Source organism: Bacillus sp. 491mf, assembly GCF_900112415.1.
Lineage (GTDB): Bacteria > Bacillota > Bacilli > Bacillales > Bacillaceae_G > Bacillus_A.
In genome coordinates, this window is the sequence record NZ_FOLV01000036.1 from 19,698 (window position 1) to 37,317 (window position 17,620).

General features: G+C 33.2%; 29 protein-coding genes and 2 pseudogenes. 5 read left to right on the forward strand and 26 right to left on the reverse strand.

Going from position 1 to position 17,620, the window contains the following annotated elements; all coding sequences use genetic code 11:
- Positions 1 to 136: 136 nt before the first annotated feature.
- From BM211_RS27300 to cdiI (BM211_RS21195), 18 genes and pseudogenes are all read right to left on the reverse strand, one after another.
- Positions 137 to 469, reverse strand: coding sequence for a hypothetical protein (locus tag BM211_RS27300; RefSeq protein ID WP_256217171.1), 333 nt, complete (start codon positions 467 to 469; stop codon positions 137 to 139).
- Between the two features lies 1 nt (position 470).
- Complete coding sequence (locus BM211_RS21125; protein ID WP_090999366.1) at positions 471 to 950, reverse strand: zincin-like metallopeptidase toxin domain-containing protein; 480 nt, start codon at positions 948 to 950, stop codon at positions 471 to 473.
- A 394-nt stretch (positions 951 to 1,344) separates the two neighbouring features.
- Entirely contained in the window at positions 1,345 to 1,770 is a 426-nt protein-coding gene (locus BM211_RS21130; RefSeq protein WP_090999368.1) for a hypothetical protein, read from the reverse strand.
- A gap of 154 nt (positions 1,771 to 1,924) precedes the next feature.
- The gene (gene cdiI, locus BM211_RS21135) at positions 1,925 to 2,311 is read right to left on the reverse strand and encodes a ribonuclease toxin immunity protein CdiI (protein WP_090999370.1); all 387 of its coding nucleotides are present in this window, start codon (positions 2,309 to 2,311) and stop codon (positions 1,925 to 1,927) included.
- Between the two features lie 480 nt (positions 2,312 to 2,791).
- On the reverse strand, positions 2,792 to 3,259 hold the full coding sequence (locus tag BM211_RS27305; RefSeq protein ID WP_256217179.1) for a DUF6985 domain-containing protein: 468 nt from the start codon (positions 3,257 to 3,259) through the stop codon (positions 2,792 to 2,794).
- A 24-nt stretch (positions 3,260 to 3,283) separates the two neighbouring features.
- Positions 3,284 to 3,658 (reverse strand): annotated as a pseudogene (locus tag BM211_RS27310) (Imm6 family immunity protein); the annotation flags it as partial.
- 52 nt (positions 3,659 to 3,710) lie between these two features.
- Positions 3,711 to 4,220: an SMI1/KNR4 family protein gene (locus BM211_RS21145; protein WP_090999374.1), complete on the reverse strand. Its 510-nt coding sequence runs from the start codon at positions 4,218 to 4,220 to the stop codon at positions 3,711 to 3,713.
- Complete coding sequence (locus BM211_RS27635; protein ID WP_371261897.1) at positions 4,199 to 4,291, reverse strand: hypothetical protein; 93 nt, start codon at positions 4,289 to 4,291, stop codon at positions 4,199 to 4,201. The genes BM211_RS21145 and BM211_RS27635 overlap by 22 nt, the downstream gene beginning before the upstream one ends.
- Positions 4,292 to 4,598: 307 nt before the next feature.
- Entirely contained in the window at positions 4,599 to 5,054 is a 456-nt protein-coding gene (locus tag BM211_RS21155; protein ID WP_090999377.1) for a YrhA family protein, read from the reverse strand.
- A gap of 22 nt (positions 5,055 to 5,076) precedes the next feature.
- A complete protein-coding gene (locus BM211_RS26830) occupies positions 5,077 to 5,253 on the reverse strand; it encodes a hypothetical protein (RefSeq protein ID WP_256217172.1) in 177 nt (58 codons plus the stop codon).
- Positions 5,254 to 5,622: 369 nt separating this feature from the next.
- Positions 5,623 to 6,024, reverse strand: coding sequence for an Imm48 family immunity protein (gene imm48 / locus BM211_RS21165; RefSeq protein WP_090999379.1), 402 nt, complete (start codon positions 6,022 to 6,024; stop codon positions 5,623 to 5,625).
- Positions 6,025 to 6,034: 10 nt separating this feature from the next.
- The gene (locus tag BM211_RS21170; protein ID WP_090999381.1) at positions 6,035 to 6,526 is read right to left on the reverse strand and encodes a hypothetical protein; all 492 of its coding nucleotides are present in this window, start codon (positions 6,524 to 6,526) and stop codon (positions 6,035 to 6,037) included.
- A 349-nt stretch (positions 6,527 to 6,875) separates the two neighbouring features.
- Positions 6,876 to 7,259 (reverse strand): ribonuclease toxin immunity protein CdiI, encoded by a 384-nt coding sequence (cdiI, locus tag BM211_RS21175; protein ID WP_090999382.1) that lies wholly within the window; start codon positions 7,257 to 7,259, stop codon positions 6,876 to 6,878.
- 494 nt (positions 7,260 to 7,753) lie between these two features.
- Positions 7,754 to 9,088 carry an IS200/IS605 family accessory protein TnpB-related protein gene (locus BM211_RS21180; RefSeq protein ID WP_256217173.1) on the reverse strand — a complete coding sequence of 445 codons (1,335 nt, stop codon included), beginning with the start codon at positions 9,086 to 9,088 and terminating at the stop codon, positions 7,754 to 7,756.
- 54 nt (positions 9,089 to 9,142) lie between these two features.
- Positions 9,143 to 9,409, reverse strand: coding sequence for a hypothetical protein (locus tag BM211_RS27315; RefSeq protein ID WP_256217174.1), 267 nt, complete (start codon positions 9,407 to 9,409; stop codon positions 9,143 to 9,145).
- Between the two features lie 211 nt (positions 9,410 to 9,620).
- A complete protein-coding gene (locus tag BM211_RS21185; protein WP_177206975.1) occupies positions 9,621 to 10,067 on the reverse strand; it encodes a hypothetical protein in 447 nt (148 codons plus the stop codon).
- 12 nt (positions 10,068 to 10,079) lie between these two features.
- Positions 10,080 to 10,295, reverse strand: a complete 216-nt coding sequence (locus BM211_RS21190) for a hypothetical protein (RefSeq protein ID WP_256217175.1) — start codon at positions 10,293 to 10,295, stop codon at positions 10,080 to 10,082.
- A gap of 94 nt (positions 10,296 to 10,389) precedes the next feature.
- The gene (gene cdiI / locus BM211_RS21195) at positions 10,390 to 10,788 is read right to left on the reverse strand and encodes a ribonuclease toxin immunity protein CdiI (protein ID WP_090999384.1); all 399 of its coding nucleotides are present in this window, start codon (positions 10,786 to 10,788) and stop codon (positions 10,390 to 10,392) included.
- A gap of 810 nt (positions 10,789 to 11,598) precedes the next feature.
- Between cdiI (BM211_RS21195) and BM211_RS26575 the strand changes: the two genes are divergently transcribed.
- Positions 11,599 to 11,745 carry a hypothetical protein gene (locus tag BM211_RS26575; RefSeq protein WP_177206976.1) on the forward strand — a complete coding sequence of 49 codons (147 nt, stop codon included), beginning with the start codon at positions 11,599 to 11,601 and terminating at the stop codon, positions 11,743 to 11,745.
- A gap of 108 nt (positions 11,746 to 11,853) precedes the next feature.
- Here BM211_RS26575 and BM211_RS21200 read toward each other — a convergent pair whose 3' ends face one another.
- From BM211_RS21200 to BM211_RS21210, 3 genes are read right to left on the reverse strand one after another with little or no spacing between them, the layout of a single operon-like run.
- A complete protein-coding gene (locus BM211_RS21200; RefSeq protein WP_090999386.1) occupies positions 11,854 to 12,366 on the reverse strand; it encodes a hypothetical protein in 513 nt (170 codons plus the stop codon).
- A gap of 4 nt (positions 12,367 to 12,370) precedes the next feature.
- The gene (locus BM211_RS21205; protein ID WP_141771680.1) at positions 12,371 to 12,664 is read right to left on the reverse strand and encodes a hypothetical protein; all 294 of its coding nucleotides are present in this window, start codon (positions 12,662 to 12,664) and stop codon (positions 12,371 to 12,373) included.
- A 30-nt stretch (positions 12,665 to 12,694) separates the two neighbouring features.
- A complete protein-coding gene (locus BM211_RS21210; RefSeq protein WP_090999390.1) occupies positions 12,695 to 13,105 on the reverse strand; it encodes a hypothetical protein in 411 nt (136 codons plus the stop codon).
- A 346-nt stretch (positions 13,106 to 13,451) separates the two neighbouring features.
- Between BM211_RS21210 and BM211_RS27320 the strand changes: the two genes are divergently transcribed.
- The 3 genes and pseudogenes from BM211_RS27320 (at position 13,452) to BM211_RS27330 (ending at position 14,538) form a co-directional block, all read left to right on the forward strand.
- The gene (locus BM211_RS27320) at positions 13,452 to 13,694 is read left to right on the forward strand and encodes a helix-turn-helix domain-containing protein (protein ID WP_256217176.1); all 243 of its coding nucleotides are present in this window, start codon (positions 13,452 to 13,454) and stop codon (positions 13,692 to 13,694) included.
- 69 nt (positions 13,695 to 13,763) lie between these two features.
- Positions 13,764 to 14,027, forward strand: coding sequence for a helix-turn-helix domain-containing protein (locus BM211_RS27325; RefSeq protein ID WP_256217177.1), 264 nt, complete (start codon positions 13,764 to 13,766; stop codon positions 14,025 to 14,027).
- 28 nt (positions 14,028 to 14,055) lie between these two features.
- Positions 14,056 to 14,538, forward strand: a pseudogene (locus BM211_RS27330) (IS630 family transposase).
- Positions 14,539 to 14,587: 49 nt separating this feature from the next.
- Here BM211_RS27330 and BM211_RS21230 read toward each other — a convergent pair.
- Positions 14,588 to 14,944: a hypothetical protein gene (locus tag BM211_RS21230; protein ID WP_090999393.1), complete on the reverse strand. Its 357-nt coding sequence runs from the start codon at positions 14,942 to 14,944 to the stop codon at positions 14,588 to 14,590.
- A 176-nt stretch (positions 14,945 to 15,120) separates the two neighbouring features.
- On the reverse strand, positions 15,121 to 15,603 hold the full coding sequence (locus tag BM211_RS21235) for a hypothetical protein (protein WP_177206973.1): 483 nt from the start codon (positions 15,601 to 15,603) through the stop codon (positions 15,121 to 15,123).
- Between the two features lie 18 nt (positions 15,604 to 15,621).
- Between BM211_RS21235 and BM211_RS26835 the strand changes: the two genes are divergently transcribed.
- Positions 15,622 to 15,846 (forward strand): hypothetical protein, encoded by a 225-nt coding sequence (locus BM211_RS26835; RefSeq protein ID WP_256217178.1) that lies wholly within the window; start codon positions 15,622 to 15,624, stop codon positions 15,844 to 15,846.
- Positions 15,847 to 16,215: 369 nt separating this feature from the next.
- Here the strand turns inward: BM211_RS26835 and BM211_RS21245 are convergent, their stop codons facing one another.
- The 3 genes from BM211_RS21245 to BM211_RS21255 form a co-directional block, all read right to left on the reverse strand.
- Complete coding sequence (locus BM211_RS21245; RefSeq protein WP_090999398.1) at positions 16,216 to 16,602, reverse strand: hypothetical protein; 387 nt, start codon at positions 16,600 to 16,602, stop codon at positions 16,216 to 16,218.
- Between the two features lie 17 nt (positions 16,603 to 16,619).
- Positions 16,620 to 17,234: a hypothetical protein gene (locus BM211_RS21250; RefSeq protein ID WP_177206974.1), complete on the reverse strand. Its 615-nt coding sequence runs from the start codon at positions 17,232 to 17,234 to the stop codon at positions 16,620 to 16,622.
- Positions 17,235 to 17,367: 133 nt separating this feature from the next.
- On the reverse strand, positions 17,368 to 17,620 hold a 253-nt coding region (locus BM211_RS21255), incomplete at its 5' end, for an SMI1/KNR4 family protein (RefSeq protein ID WP_177206977.1).

Consider the following 17,620-nt stretch of genomic DNA (forward strand, 5'->3'; position numbering starts at 1 on the left):
ACTACCTCTTTTCGTTGTCATAACATGCATTTGCTTTTATTTACAATTCACCACATTATTTTATCAAACAACACTTTTATGTTGTTACTTTATTATATACTGCATTCAATATTACAAAACTACTTATGCATATATTTTAATTCCATCCTTTAATACCTAATTTGGGGTTAATCATCTTATCTGCATCATGTTCTTCAATAAAAAAATAAATTAAATCTACAAAAAGTCTTAAGTCTTTCCTGTCTACAATATAGTACCACTCTTGCATATGATCTCCACCTATACAATACTTAAGTCCTCTTTCAGAAACTTCATCATCAAATCCCCACATTCCCATTGGCGTGATAATGTTATATCCATTATAATTCAACCAAATATTTACTTTATCTTCATTTACTTTTATCTTCAATTGACACTTATCACTGGTATACCATAAAAAATCTTTTTTATCTTCTATTTTCCAAATCATTTTAACTTCCCCCATGATATATATTATATAATCCAACACAAGCATCCATACCTGGGTTACTACTTACAGATGCATTAACAACTCCCTCTAATGAACCATATTTTTCAAAAAGGGACTCTGGTGTTGGACCTTCTGCATTATTATAAGTTTGTAAATTACTCTTTCTTACTAATTCATATCCCTCCATATCATCTTTTTCAATATAGCTATTTAACCTATTTGAATTACGTTCATTAACCATCTTTCTTGCAATATCCTCTGTAGAATATCCCTGACTATAAAGATTATTCAACATTTTCTCATTATAAACGCACTCTTCTCTTACTGATCTTGATTGTTTCAAATAATTTTCTTGTCCAAGTTCTCTAAATTGTTTAACATGGTAGGATTCATGAAGGGCACTTAAAAGTGATTCGTCAGGTCTCAAGACCATTTGTCCAGTATAGGTATTAAAGTCCCCCGCAACATTTCTAGTGAGAATCCCCCCTTTTTGTCAAGAAGAACTTTCATACCGATTTCATTCATGTCTTTCTTAAATTTTTAGAATAGAAAAGAGTCAATGCTTCTTTCATTAGAAACATTGACTCTTTTCATTGTTATGATATATATTTGGCTTTCTTTTTGACTACAATTCCCTTTTAGGAGAAAAAGGGGTTCAGAGACAAGGAACTCTAAAACTATTTTTTAGTTTCATCAATTTCAAATCACTTTTCAATTTTATCTCCCACTCTGCTGCCCTACTCACTGCTTAATTACAATTATCCAGTAACTTAAATTTAAACGCTCATTCTATATTACTTAATTTTTTATATTTTCTACTATTATGCAGTTACACATATCTTAGCATCCTATTTTATCAAAATCTATACTAGAAATTAATCCCTTTTACTCATTGCCTCAACGAATTTACTAATTGTTTCATTATCCTTTAACAAACTACTAATATACAACAAAACGTCAAATTCCTCTTCGTCAATATCATAATACATCATCCCTGAGTCAACAACTGGTTCATATTGAATTTCACATACCTTTTGATTCGAACTTAATATAATAAATAATCTATCAGTTTTAGTAATGTATTTATTACTACAATTGATATTATTTTTATTCAGCTCATATGATTTTGCATTTATTACAAAAAATAACTTTTTATTATAAATATATAAACCATATAATATATTATTATCAGTTATCCCTCCAACTCCATTTATCATACTATTAATGTTCTCTATTTTGTACTCGTTATCATGCAATACTATTTTTGAGTTTATATCAAAATAATTTCTTAAAATAATCACACTATATATCCTCCTTTTTCATGGAACCACTTATAACTGCATCCCATACTTCATCATCATTTTCCCCTTAATACAATTTTTTGCTGTAATTGATTTTTATAGTTTGCAGGAAAAAAGCACTTCTAAATTTATTCAGAAGTGCTTTTACTATTACTTATTTAATATTATATTTCTCTTTAATTTTCATCAACAACTCTTCAGCAATCGCTTTCTTTTCAGGATTTTTTCCTATGTAAAATTCACATGCAGCACTTAAATATTGATACAATTGATCATAATTCACAATATCGTAGTCATCATCACCATCGCCAGAATAAAATAAAACCTTATTTTGTCCAAAATACTCCTCATCATCTTGTTCATATTCATCTGAATAAATTACTCCATTATATTCCCGACGCTCTCCCTCTTTACCTTTAAAATCTTCTAAGTGTTGTAGAAAGTTACGCCCATTTACATATATATTCAAAACATCAATAACTGCCTCTTTATTCAAATTTCTCTGTTTCATTATCTCAATAAATCCCTCATATACGCTCATATTAATCCACCCAATCTAATACTGGATGAACATTCTCTATCTCTCCAGTTTCTGAATTCATAATACCTTCAAATTTTAAGTTTTTTCCATTTTAACAAAAAAGCGACTGAACTTATCTTGAAATTTAAACCTTTGATTATTGAGGAAGTTGAAATGAATCATACCATTAGTTGAACATTACAGGAAAGTGCTCATCTTGATGGTGACGAATAGGCAAAAGAGAATCTGTAAGACTTTACTCCTTTTCAGATTCTCTTTTTCTTGAGATTTTACTACTTTCTATATTTTTCAGCAGCGTTCATTAGATTGTTATCTAGTTCACTACTTAAGTTTAATTTAATGCCTTCAAGATTAATTTTTCCATTTGCATAAAAAAACAGCAGAGATTTCTAGTATCTATCTCTGCTATCTTTGTTATTACCTCCAAAAAAAATCAATCTTTTATACTCTGTTATGTGTATTCCTAAAAAATAGTAATATTTAAATTGCAACATCTTGGTATCCTATCCTAGCTACTTCTTCATTTATTAGACGAATGCCTATCCCATTTTCTATGTCCCATGTACAGTCAAATGTTAGTCCAATATATCTGCCTTCAAAACGTCTAGCAGAGGGGACATAAATTCCCACTAGCCTAATTCTTTCAAGAAGCTGATCAATCGTTTCAATTAAAGGGTAATTTTCATTATATGAAACATTATATCCAAGCTCAGGTCGTTTTTGTTTGTAATAATCTAAAATTGGTTGCAAAATACTTTGTTGAAGATGTCCCCAATTTTGTATTAAAGAATTATACGAAGCATACTGTTTTTCACTAAATTCACCATCTTCTTCACCATCTATCATCAAAGCAATATCAGCTTCTTTTCCGCAAAACTCAATGGTAGTATCTCTACTCCAGACATAATCATATTCAAGCTCACCAAAAACTCCATCATTTATTTTCATTTTGAAATCCGCCCTGTCAACAAATGTTATTAATGTTTCATCATCTACACTTTCCACTATTTGGGGTGGGTAGTTGTGATCTTCTTTTCTGTAAGCTTGCCAGGTTGTATATGCAATAGCATATAAAGCAGTATACCAAGCATATATTTCTTTCGTATTTTTCGCCCTGTCGGCAAATTCCATTATATCCTCATAATCTTCACTATCTATGTAATTACATAAATCATTTGCTTCTATATTTCCTCCTTCAAGCCAGTTCCAACAGTTATCTAACGCTTCTCTACCAATTTTATATTCATTATAATTATCACTTATATTAAGCAATTCAAACATTTTTTCGGCTACTGTTAATCCTATTGCAACTTTTGCGTTATTAGTAACATTGTCTACAAAGTTTATAAGAAAAACTCCTCCTTGTTCATTTTTGGGTTTTTCTTATTTTAACTATCTATTAATCATGTAATTTGTTTAAAAACTCAGTGAAGCTACTTGCTACATAAAATACATTCTCTCTTGCTACTTCCTCTGCTTCTTCTGCTGTAATCCCTTCGCTTTCCATTAGCGCTTCTTTTTCCCACGCATCTTCATGTTCCCAAAAGACAACTATGGGATCTTCTTCATGATTTTTATAATCAAAGCAAATTAAATTTCCTGCCGGGTCATTCGCAAATGGAATAATTCCTTCTGGAAGAGTTTCTTTACGAGAATCATAAGCATCATATATATTTTCACTACTACTTTTATCAAAACTATACAGACAACCAAACATCCGTTCATTCCCTTGAACATCGAATTCTGAAGGTGAAACAATTGCTCCACCATTTATTTTTACACATTCTATATACTCATCTGGAAATTCTATTCCCAACTTAGCACCAAAATTTTTAATCTCACTTTCTTCAACTCTCGAATCAGCAAATTCCCACTTTAAATCTTTTTTCACCTTAAACCATCTCCCCATAATTTATTTCCACCAAGGTGACTAACATTATTATATATATTTTCTATTACCAATTGCATTTTTCCAGGCATTTGATGATGCCAAGTTAAATCTGATATACGTGGAAATCCTATTTTTATTTCTTTTAACTGTTTTGTAATGTGCCTATATTTAATCAAATATTAACCATTTATTTAATAAGCAAAAAACCTTGAAAGGCATGAGCCAATCAAGGTTAGAAACAATGATTCGTAATCTTCAATTTCTTTACCAATTCCAGTAATAAATATCCAGATTCATTTGCTATTATCTCATACCTTTAAACAGTTAGCGGTTAGTCAGTTTCTGTGTGCTACACGACACTCTCCATCCGCCAAAAGTTGACGGCGGATTGTACATTTAACTAAGTGCTACAGAAAAAGCAGATTCAAGCATAGTATCAAAATCACAAAAGGTTTCCATATGCCCACCTGAAGGCTTATCTAGTTCAACAAAACTTTTTTTAGAAACATTATAACAATACCAAGCTATATCTGAATCTCCCAAAAAAATCAGCTCATCTTCGTCTTTAATTGACTCCCAGGTTTCATTGGCATCAAAAAAACTATCCACCTGATTTATTGGCTTAGAATCCCAAAAATCTTGGTCAATCCCATAAATTTTAAGTCCATTAAATTCAATTCCATTAACTGTTTGTAAAAATTCATAGTATTGCTGTGGCAGTACATCTTCACCAAATTTTTCTACTACAGATTTATGAAATCTTGATAACTCGTTTTCATTGGTAGGTAAATTGAGTTTTCGATTTCGTTTCTCTCTTATTTTGGAAATCTGACTAACTTGCTCTCTCCACATATAATCACCTTCTAAAAAATATTTATTCCTTACTAGGAGGATAAATGTCTCCTTGTGGAATAGGAAAATCCGCTATTTTAATGCCCCCAGGTTTCATACCCTTTGTTAATGAATTTTGTTCATTTGTAATAACCTTGTGATAGGGATGGTTTTTTGCTAGAACTAGGTTTTCTGCATCATTGGTACCACCTTGATCCAAGGGGATTTTATGTTTGTTGTTATTTTAATCCTTTTTACAATTTTTTCTCTACTATTATATAGCCATTACAATCTATTAAAATAATAATAAAGATTCAACACTTAGTGCACTTATAAAACTATAATGCACCTTTTCTTTTCTATGCTAAAACGCCCAAAAGCACGCATCGTCTTTTGTGGACAATAAAGGTGTTCTATCCATCTATTCCCTTAACATTTTTTTGATCCAATATTTATACATGATTATCACTAATTTTAGTATAAGTTTCATCTTTCATATTAATCCAGACTAGCTTGCAATCTCTTTTATTCGTACTGTGCACAAAGGGCATTAACTAAGATTAAATTTTCTCAGTCAATGCCCTTGATTTTAATGATTCTTTACTACTTCAATTACATTCTCAATATTATCTTTCAACTCTTTACTTTTACCTTCTTCATATTGATAATATCCTTGAATTCCTCTATGAATGATAGAATGCATAGTTGGATGAAATGATTTATCTGTACACTCAATTAAAAAATTACAGAATTCCGCACTAGCTGCTGGAGAATAGAAGAACATTTCTATCAATATATCAATTGTAGCCCCCTGTATCTGTATGGCATTCTTTTTATTTTTTAAAGAATAACCATTTATCATACCAAAACAAAATGTTGCTACTATTTGCTTTTCTTGTTCGTTTAACTTTTCTGGAACCAATTGCGAAGTATTTAAAAACTGCTGAATCATTTTTTTCACTTCACTGTAATATTCTACATCATTAGTCATTTTTGTCCCCCTAGTATATAAATAGATTTCCTTCTGGATACTTTCCATTCCATCCACAAGGAATATGCCCACTTAAATAGATTTTTAGCATTTCGTTATAAAATGCTGACTTATAATATTTTTCATAAGATAGTACCATTATTATACTTACTACATCGAACTTAACAGCATTTAATATATCTTTTGGTAACCCCAATATCGTTATTTGTTTTTCAATATTGTCAGTGATTTTTGGTAATACCTCTGCTTTGATTTTTTTAACTAAGGTGTTCCAATTTTTATTATATATTTCTGGTTCATTCTTTGCTAAATAACCCGTTAAATTATTACTTTCTTCCAGACAAATATTTCCCCATTCTATCCCGTTCACACTCTTAACCATTTTCTTTTTATTTGATACATAGGTATACTCAATTCCTTGAGGAAAATTACTCTCTGTTCCACAATGCTTTAACCAATTACTAGACAATACCGCTTCCACTACAGAAGTATTTAATTCCATGTAAATGCTCCTTTATTTACGTTTTGGTAAATTAATTCTACCAGGAATCCTTGGAACAAATGAATCTCCAGTTAATTTATAAAACAATTGTTGTTTCATTGCTCGTTGAACAACTTTCTGAGCTTGTATACCACTAAGTTATATATATTAGACCTTGCTTTTTACTTACTTTTTACTTTTCCTCCTTGTCTTTTTTGCATGCGAAAAAGGCTTATTCCAACTCATCATTCAATTTGGAATAAGCCTTTTAAATTTATTAAGCGTGTTTGGTAAACTTTTTAGCGTTTGATTTGTTAATTGTATCGTACAATCCCACTTATCCACGAATTGATTTTCATGTACATTGTGTTTATCTAATATTAAATTTATGTCTAATTTCTTTCAAGCAAGCTTTAACTTCCTCTGCATTATGTGGGTTCCGAGATACATAATTTTCACTGACCTCTTTTAAATAATTATAAAATGTTTCATAGTCTACAATTGCATAGACTTCCACACTTGTTACTGGCGGAATCGTAGTAAAGTTAACTCCAGTATCTCCAAAATATTCCTCATCATGTGGTTGACATTCGGTAGCAAAGTAGCAACTTGTAAATCCAATTCCAAATCCTTTAACAAGTTTAAAATGATGTAATGCTTCTAAGAAATATCTGTCCCCAATGGTATTAAAATAAGCTTCCATATTCTGAACTTTTTCCTCAAAATTTTCTACGCAATAAATTTCATCATCCATTATCACCATTCTCCTTATACCCTTGTTTAGGTAACACATGAAATAAATTTCCACCCCTTCAGTTGACTTATCAATATACCCTATAAATTGTAACCAAATAATTTATAGTTTTTTAGTAAAATTATGCTCTTAATTTTAAAGCTTCTTAAGAGTGTCTTAATCCATTCATTCCTTTATTGAACTACCCCCACTTACCGGCTAACACCACTTGAAGTGGGGGATTCTAGAACCCCTTGCTCCGATGACAACAGGTTCTAGAACCTCCTCCGTTCAACAAGAGAAGTTCTCTATACCGTCAATCCGAAGTATCTATAGATGACCCAGCTCTGCCCCTGTATAAGCAGACAAAAAAAGGTACGCCTTCTTCAAGCGACATAGAGGAGAGAACACAAGGCAATGCACCCAACATCATCTGCTCTGGTGAAGGGAGTAAAAGACTGGTACCCTATGTTCTGTTTTGTGTTGGTAAAAAGTAAATCAAATGATTCGTAATCTCATCCTTTATACGCAAGTAATTTGCGCATTCCTTTTCTTTCTTCTTCCGTTAGCTCCATATGAGATCCATTTATACCATCATGAGGCCGATTTACATCAATCAACGTATATAATACATGTGTACGAACAGCTAGTTGTTTGTTCCATATGTTCCACTGTTTCCAATGATGCATGTTCGTTAGATCCATATAGGTTTTGAACACGTTCGGTACCTTCTCTTGATAACCTAACCCGCGTCTCCCAATCGTGAAAGCAGCTGCTTGATGAATGGAGACGCCAAATTTGCGCATATACTTCATTTTTCCGGAAATCGATGTGTACGCTGGGTTTACTTGTTTTACATCCACCCCCATCTTATTTGCCCGGTTTTGGATTGCATCTATCATCTTTCGGTACGCAAACATACTTTTTCTTCTGTTTCTTTTCTTACTATCGTACTTGTTTCCCGTTTTCGAGAGCGTAGTATCCAGCTTCTCGAGCACAATCGGCTTGTTCTTTCGGACAGCCAATTCGACAAGACGAATCGCCTCTGCTTCTAAGATTTTTGTAATGGCACCGGAACATTTCCCTTCTAAAGAAAAAGAAAGACTGCCACTTTCGAGATAGTTTCCATCTTTTGAAACATTTACCCAGGCCAAATGGTCATAGTTACAATCCACTCCAATGACACCATCACTTTTACTGAAATTAATGTAAGGATTGGGTTCTACATCTACCATACATTTGATGAGGTAATACACTCCGTGGTCTTCGATCGACCAAGAGATCGGCTGACCATACTTCTTTTTTTGTTTACACGCAATTTGTGCGTCTACTACATGATTGACGATGTCTTGTCCATACGGAAACATCAAAAATGGGAAAGTCCAGACGTTTCCATGTATAGAGCTAAAAGAGAGTTCCTGTTTTTCGATGTTGTATTGAAACACAAAGTTACCACAGCGAGCATCTTTGCGGCCAGAAATCATCATCTGTTTGTTTCGGGCGGCAGAGAAAAGGGTTTTCCATCCTTCATGATGGGTTACAAATTCTTCTTTTGTAAACTGAGATCGAAATAATTTTTTTGTGCCAAACACAGCACTTGGAACAGATTTTTGCAGCTTTTCTTTCTTTTGTTGCAGGCGATCGAATCGGTGCTTCAACCGTCCGATTTTTGCTTTTGTATTCTTGATTTTTCGATCCAAATAGCTATGTTCAAAAGAATAGAAGGTCAGCCAAATCATTGTTTTCTTTGGAAGAGAAAGGGAGACAATCCCACTTGATTGGATGAGAAAAGAAGTGTTCTTAGGAAATGTCGGTTTTCCTTTTCTAAAACTCTCTTTCACTTTTTTCATCTTGGTTAGATAGGAGCGTTCAGATTTGAGTTTCTTCTTGAGGTCTTTGATTTTCTAGTCAATTTGTTGAAGATGGAGTGTTTGTTGTTCTTTTACAGCGGAGAATAGGGCAATCGCTTCTTGCCTAGCACTATTGGCATAATAGTCGTTAAGACCAAAGCGTTTTTTTAGGACAATCTGTAGACTTTCCTCATGCAGATTTCGGCTCCAGCGCTTTTCACGAACCAAAGTTTGAAAAGCAAAATGTTTCGCTTGATTGAAAATGTGCAAAACATGAGACAATTCGTTCACAAGTGCGGTTGGTAAGGTATGTTTATACACCCTTTGAGAAAAATAGGTTTTCTTCATTTTCCTTCTTCACCACCCAATAAGAACATTCGTTCCTTTTCTGATTCTATTTTATACAAGCTAGGAATCGATTTCAATAAATATATGAGATTTTTCTGAAAGATTTCATGTTTATGAAAATCAGACAGAAAAAGGAGTAGCAAGAGCTCCCATTCATCCCCTCCTTACCGCTAGGCTCTGCCCTTCACGCGTTTGAAGAAGGGGTCTTCCGGGATAAAATGATAAAACTTAAAATGGAATCTTTACTTAACATCAAATTACTTAGATATAATAAATAATCGAATTCATCCTCATCATCGCCAAAAGTTAAAACGAATGGGCTTATATATGGTTTATATGTAATATCACACACAACCTTATCTGTTATTTTAACTTGAAAATTGCGTTTTCCATCATCTATTCTCTCATTTATACAGATGATCTCATCAGGAATTGCCTCATATTTCTTCTCATTATATATAAAAAAGAATTTATCTGAATCAACATAAATACCTATCAATTGTCCATCTTCACTAAATCCTCCCACGCCTTGTCTAACTAACTGTACTTTATTTTTTTCAACTACTGAATATCCACTAGGCTCTAATATAATATATGTGCCAGTCTTAGAGTAATTATTCAGTATTATCATAAGCTCTCCCTCCTAATGCACTAATCCTAATAGTGTATTTATTACATCATCTTTTTGCATTGATTTTTCAATTATAATTTTCCATATTTGTTCATCTGATTCATAAATTCCTTTATCAATGTATGAATCTTTTATCTTATCAAACATACTTTCAGCTGTTGGTCCTATTGGATTACCATATTTTTTAATATTTCTTTCCTCTAAACCAGCTCTCTCCTCAGCAGTCATATTTCCCCTTGCTGCAATTTTTTGCTGTAATGATTTTTATAATTTGCAAGAAAAAAGCACTTCTAGATTTATTCAGAAGTGCTTTTACTATTACTTATTTAATATTATATTGCTCTTTAATTTTCATCAACAACTCTTCAGTAATCTCTTTCTTTTCAGGATTTTTCCCTATATAAAATTCACATGCTGTTTGCAGGTATTCACATAATTCTTCGTGGGTCACGATGTCTTCCCATTCTTCGTCTATACCGTAATAGAATAATACATTATTTTCTCCGAGATACTCTTCATCATTTTGATCAAATTCATCTGAATATACTACGCCAATGGTATCTCGTCTTTCAACATCCTCTTTAAGGAATCTCTTTAAAATGTCTACAAAATCATAATTAAACACAAACTGTCCTAATACAATAACAGTATAATTCTTTTTTAAGTTCTTTTGTTCAAAAATATCATAAAATTTTTCAAACTCTTCTTTTCTGTTTTGTATTTGCTCTCACTTCCTAACTACACTATATATCCATTTTAATTTTCCGACATATAAGTCGCTGTTATGCAGAATACAACATGTGACCGCTACTTACTTTCTCCTTTTGTTTTAAAGCTTGCATGTGGCAGAAAAAGGCCTTGACCGTTTCTACGCATGGCCAGATGCTCTCGCTCGCCTAAAAAGAAAGATGGTTTTTATGTCGATTTTTTAATTTGTATCTATATAGCTAGACTTGCTCCTTCTATAGGAATGGCTATCACAATCGTGATAGCACTAAGGATAATAGATACTCTTATTAATCCCTTATCAAGGTCAGTTAAATCCTCATCTGTTATCATATCAAAGCTCGGATGCATTTCAATCAAAGGTTTAATAAAAGTGACATCAAGTATACTTGACAAGAAATTTAAAATTGATTAGTGTATCTTGCGATCAAATTCACCTATTTTTGTAAATTATTGATGTACTCTTCGAATGTTGTACTATCTTTCAGTCCACCAGCATGTGCTAACTGTATATATTCATTTTTATATAATTCTACAAATGAATTCACATAAGGTTACTTACTCTTAACCAAAGTACTATCAGATGAAACATCTACCATAAAGGCAGCAAATGTGCTCCTGAAAGAGAATTGTTAGCTCTCTTTAAAAAGAAAGTCACGTTTAATACTACTGTTCAGTTTTTTCAGATCATTCCTCAATAAATGAAAAATCCGAAAATGAACTAAGAGAATTTCTTATTGAGGAATTAAAGTTCGAGGAAAGAACCGATTTAGAGTTTATGCGTATTATAAATCGGATTTATAATATGGAAATCGAAGATACTATCGAGGAGTCTTATATTAATTTGAAACATTTTACAAACAAAGCTCTTTTTAAGAAATTATTTGGCAATGTAGAAGAAGATAGAGATATTAGTATTGATGAAATAAAAGCATCAGAAGAAAATTCATAAATACTCCTCTGAAAGACAACAACACCCACAATGACGCTTCATCAAAGTGAGTGTTATTCATTTCTGTTCCATTAGATTCCACCAATATCAGTTAATGTTCAAGTCCATTTAAACATTGCCTTTATTATCTATCCTATCTAATTCTTCATGCTTAAGCTCTTTAACAATACCATTTTTCGGGAAATCGTAACAATTACGTAGCCAAGCATATTTCCCACAAAGTAGTTCATTTTGGTGATAACTTATCCTACCACCTCTTTCATATAGCATGATTATTGGTTCATACAGATCCTCAAACTGCATAGCAATTTTATTCTTTGAACTAATCAGATACGACCATTCTAAAAAACTCTTACATAGATATCTAGCAGTCCAACCATACCTTAGTAAATTTAGGTCATTAACAATACCTTCAATATCCACTTGAATCTCAGCGTGTATAGTCTCAGCTGCACTAAAAATTGCTAAACGATACTTATTTTCTGGACTATATATATCCCTGAAAATATTACCTCTTCTAATAAATTCTGAAACCAATAATTCAAATGATGGTTGATTCTTCTTTACATCATCCCAATTTATGTCTTTTATTCTTTGAATTGCATTTTCAAATTGTGTCACAAAATCACCATCCTATATCTGGAATAAAATCTGGAAAATCTCCTGGAGGCTCTGGAGCTGAATCATGCGCTCCAGGGGGGTTACCAGTTGGGCGACCATCTTCAATCGCATTTACATCTCTATAAGGCAAACCACTCTGCATCAATCTAGCTTCTTCAAGTTCATGTTCGGCTAACTGCTTAAACCAAGCTTTTTGCTCTGTGGTTAATTCACCTTTCAAAGCAAGCTCCCAGCCATGAGCAATGTGCATGTCGGGTTGAAAGTAATCAGCGAAATATGTTCCCTCACCATAATTCACAAGATTTTCATGTTTTGTTAAAAATAAATGCTACTTCAAAGCAGTCGCTTCCTCAACACTTAATCCAGTGTTCTTTGTGAAAGTTTCTATCTCTTTCATGTCTAGACCAGTTAATCTTAATCTTTCATATGTTTCAAGAGCAATTCGATCTTGATTAAATACTATCTCATAATCCAATGGATTCCCCCTTGGTTCAAGTCTTTCTATAACTCTTCTATCACCCATTCTCTTAGCAAGCGAAGCCTCAAGCCCCTGAATCTTATCATTCATAAACTTACTACTCTCTGCATGGTGCGTATTGACCCACTCATTAATCTTTCCTGGGCCACCTTGCTTCCCTATCAATGTACCGTCTCTAGCTGGTTCAACGCCTTTGAAGAAGGCAAATGCATTATCCATACCTTCGGCCATTTTTTCTGCCAAGCTGATACATTTTTTCATTTCCGGATTCCCCTGTTTTTAATCCGGACAATTTGAAATAATCTAATTATCATTTTACCTACTTGAATGTTTTATCGAAACTATTTTTATACTAAAACAAAAGGGGCTGTTCCATACGCAGGTGAAACCTACTTTTGGAACAACCCTTTTATTTTGAATACCTGTTAATCATGTAATTTTTTAGTTCGTATTTTACTGATTGTATTTTAAGCCCCTGCTAATTGGATCGTAAACTATAATCCTAAGATCTAATTTATTTAGGACATTTATCTATATACATCCTACTTAATTTTCCGACACGTTTAAACTCCTAATCTTCTTGTCCATACTGTTTCTAGAGCGAAAGATGAAGGAGCGAAGAAATATAAGAAAAGGATTAACCATTATAAATACGCATGGCTGGACGGTAGAACGTCTTCAAAATTATGAGAAAACCATAAAAAAGGTATCTATGGCAAAGCGAGTAGCGGTCATTCGATTGATTATGCAAGGCTATTATGCGATTCAAGTGGCAGAACTTTTGAATGTACATCGTGAAACAATTTCAGGCTACGTAAAGAAGTTTAATCATGGTGGCATAGATGAATGATTACACCGTGATTATTCACCTGGTAAACCACCTTTTCTATCATCTGAAGAAGAACAAGAATTAAGACGGATGATTGAGAACAGCACACCGGCTGAAGAAGGGTATGGCTGTGAATCAGGTTGGGATACACGAATTTTAAAACATGTGATTGAAAATAAGTTTGGAATTATAATGTCTCGCAATGGAATCGGTGATATGTTGAAACGATGGGGTTTTCGCTATACACGTCCTACTTATACATTGAAACGTGCAAATCTTGAGAAACAAGCCGCTTTTCAAAGAGAGCTTAATATGATAAAAAAACGCCACAGACGAATTAGTTTTCTTATATGAAGATGAAAGTCATATTCGTGATTATCAAGTGTTACGCTCTACATGGAGTATAAAAGGAAAACAAAAACAGATTCCTACATACGGTCATCATGCGACAGTAAGTTTATTTGGTTGCGTAAATGTCCAAAATGGTGAATTTCTCTGTATGGAAACAAATCAATGTAACGCCCAAACGTTTCTAGCTTTCTTACGCTATATTCTTATGCAACACAGCGATTAACATGTAGTCATGATTTTAGATAATGCCCGGATTCATCACGCGAAGATTCTAAAACCATTTTTAGAAAAGAACGAACAACGTCTAACACTGCTTTTTTTACCACCGTATTCCCCGAATCTTAACGCTGTAGAGCGTATTTGGGGATGGCTGAAAGGAAGTGTAATTGCGAATCGATTTCATGCCACACGAAAAGATATTCGAAAGTCAATCGAGGCTTTTATGGAATATCTAAATGCATATCCGAAGAAGGTACTCCAACGAATTGGATCACTAGCCATGTCGGAAAATTAATCGGGATATATACAGTTATAATATTATACTCCCTTCTCATTAGGAGTCTTTATGATTTATACGCCCCTGATTTAATAAAATTATCTACTAAAAATTTATCTGTATCATTTAGCTTACCAAAAATTTCATTAAACATACTCTTAGCATCATCGTTATCCAATAGTGCCAATGTAGCTATAGCAGCATGTCCAAACTGCCATGGTCCAACAAATTTATTATCTTTCAAAAGTTTACCTAGTTGAGTTAACCTATTAACTATTCTCTTATCACAATAATTTCTCTCTATTATTTTAAACATTGCCATAGCTACAACTCTTAAATTTTCAACCTCTAAACAAATAATTAAATCTTTATTTTTGATTTTATCATTTTTAATTTCTTCCACTAATTCAGCTAATAAAGCCATAAAAAATCATCCTTTCATAAATATTCTATTCTATAGGTCCATATCTTTCATATGATATATTGTTTCTCAGCCTCAAAGTTCTTTTGAAGTTGTTCGGCAACATTATCTAGTCCCAACCTTTTTGCCTCTTCAATTTCAATATTGTAGACTTTAAGTTCATCTGCAATTCTTGCTTCTCAATTTTGATATGATTCCGCAGCAGACGGAAATCCATTTGCTTTAGCTTCTAAAAAATGACTATACTCGTGTCTCAAAGCACTCATAGATGCATCAAGATCAATCAGAATCTGTTCAGATTCTCCTTTTCTAAGAGGTCCGTATCCCATAGCACCTTCTCCAGGAACCACCTCTACTCCATTCTCTTCTAATTCATTAATTAACTTATTCCATTCTTCCGGATTTGATTCAGAACCTCGGCCAAATACATCTCTAAGTGGATCGGCAGGATTATCAAATTTAGTTATCTTTTTTGCATTTTCTATTAACTCATCAGTAGCTTTACCCGCCCCCTCTGCAGGAAGTTTCTCCCCAGATAACCGGTTCGCATTTTGCGCTTGCCTTACTTCTTCTATAGGAATCCCTTCATCAGTTACACCTATTCCAGTTTTTCTTATACTCTCCGCAAGCGAAGCCTCAAGCTCCTGAATCTTCCCATCCATAAACTTAGTACTCTCTGCATGGTGCGTATTAACCCACTCGGTAACCTTTCCTGGATCGCCTTGCTTCCCTGCTACTACACCGTCTCCAACTATTTCATCACATCTGCAGAATTTCTTTACAAGCAACGAATCGAACGAGACATGAGAAAAGCTATCCTTGAAGTTCGTAAAAACAAATTGAATAATCTACGAATTGCTGGTAAAAACAAAGAAACCATTAACTTAAACGAAGATGATGAATAACTCTTGTCATGAAATATCACTATAAAGAAAGTCAATAGACCGCTAGGCTCTCCTAACGTCGCTATTGACTTTCTTTATTGGGCATGTTCTTTTATCAGTGCCCGAGGAACTCACAAAATAGCTAATACATTAGATAACCCCTCGAGCTTTTTTAGCTTAACATGCCCACCGTTCGCTGTAGCATTCGAACCTGTTTTTCAAAAATCTTTTCTCTTTGCCCTCAGAATCTAGCAAAATAGCTTTTAAAGACTTATATAGAAAAACAGTATCAGTAATTTTTTATTCACCAATACTGTTTCAATAATATATAACCACTAACAATTTACTTGTTAGTTTAGATTTACTCCCTCACGTAAAAGTATTTTGTGACTAAAATGGTTTTTCATTTACTATTTCACATTTAAGACTTTCACTTGCAATAATTATTGGCGCCTCTTCGAAATCTTCAGCGTTAATTTTAAAAATATAATTTCCTTCTTCAACTTGATATCTATCAATAATTTTCCACATTTCATCTCCTTCTACTAGCTCTATAAATGGTTTGGAATCATCCAAATGCCAATTTAATAAACTGGAAATATAATAGGGTATTCCAAATTCTATATTGATGGCAAATTCATTGTACGAAGTATCTATTCTACCAGCTACAACAATATCTCCACCATCCATTCTTGCAAACTCAAAATCCATCCATAAACATTTTTTTAAGTAATTGTTAATTTTCAATATCTCATTACTAATTTCTTCTATATTCATATTTTTCTCCTTTTTCTCTATTTGTCAACAGGTATATGAGTATCTTTAGCTGCTTTATGATTAAAATCAGGATTAGGTGTTCCACCTTTATGAAATTCTTTTAGCACACTTTCATGCCACCAATTCCCATCAACATCCATATATTCCATTCCGCTCCCTTGTTTTCCCGGAACAGGAGTAGCCTTTTTTGACACTCTATATATAGATTCAGCATCAGTATGTGCACTATTTCCAGGATGAACTCTTACTTCATAATTATAACCATCCTTTGTCCATTTCTGTTTTAAATTTTTAGGAACTTCGTCTAATCCTTGTTGTTTTAATGCTTCATATAAATAGCTTTTAGGAAGGTTAGCCCCGCTGGCTTTCTCACCAACATCACCCGTACCCCTAGCAAGCGAAGCCTCAATCCCCTGAATCTTATCATTCATAAACTTACTACTCTCTGCATGGTACTTATTAACCCACTCAGTAACCTTTCCTGGGCCGCCTTGCTTCCCTACCAATGCAATGTCTCCAGCTGGTCCAGGACCCTTGAAGAAAGCAAGTGAATTATCTATACCTTGGGCCATTTTTCCGCCAAGTTGATACATTTTGTCATTTCCGGATTCTCCTGTTTTTAATCCAGACAATTTGAAATAATCTAATTATCATTTCACCTACTTGAATGTTTTATCGAAACTATTTTTATACTAAAACAAAAGGGGCTGTTCCATAAGCGAGTAAAACCAACTTATGGAACAGCCCTTTTATTTTAACTATCTATTAATCATGTAATTTGTTTAAAAACTCAGTGAAGTTACTTGCTACTTCCTCTGCTTCTTCTGCTGTAATCCCTTCACTTTCCATCAGTGCTTCTTTTTCCCATGCATCTTCATGTTCCCAAAAGACAACAATCGGATTTTCTTCATGATTTTTATAATCAAAGCAGATTAAATTTCCTGCCGAATCGATTCCAAATAGTACTAGTTCTTTTGGTAATGTATCTTTATATTCATTTTCAATTAAAATTAGAAAA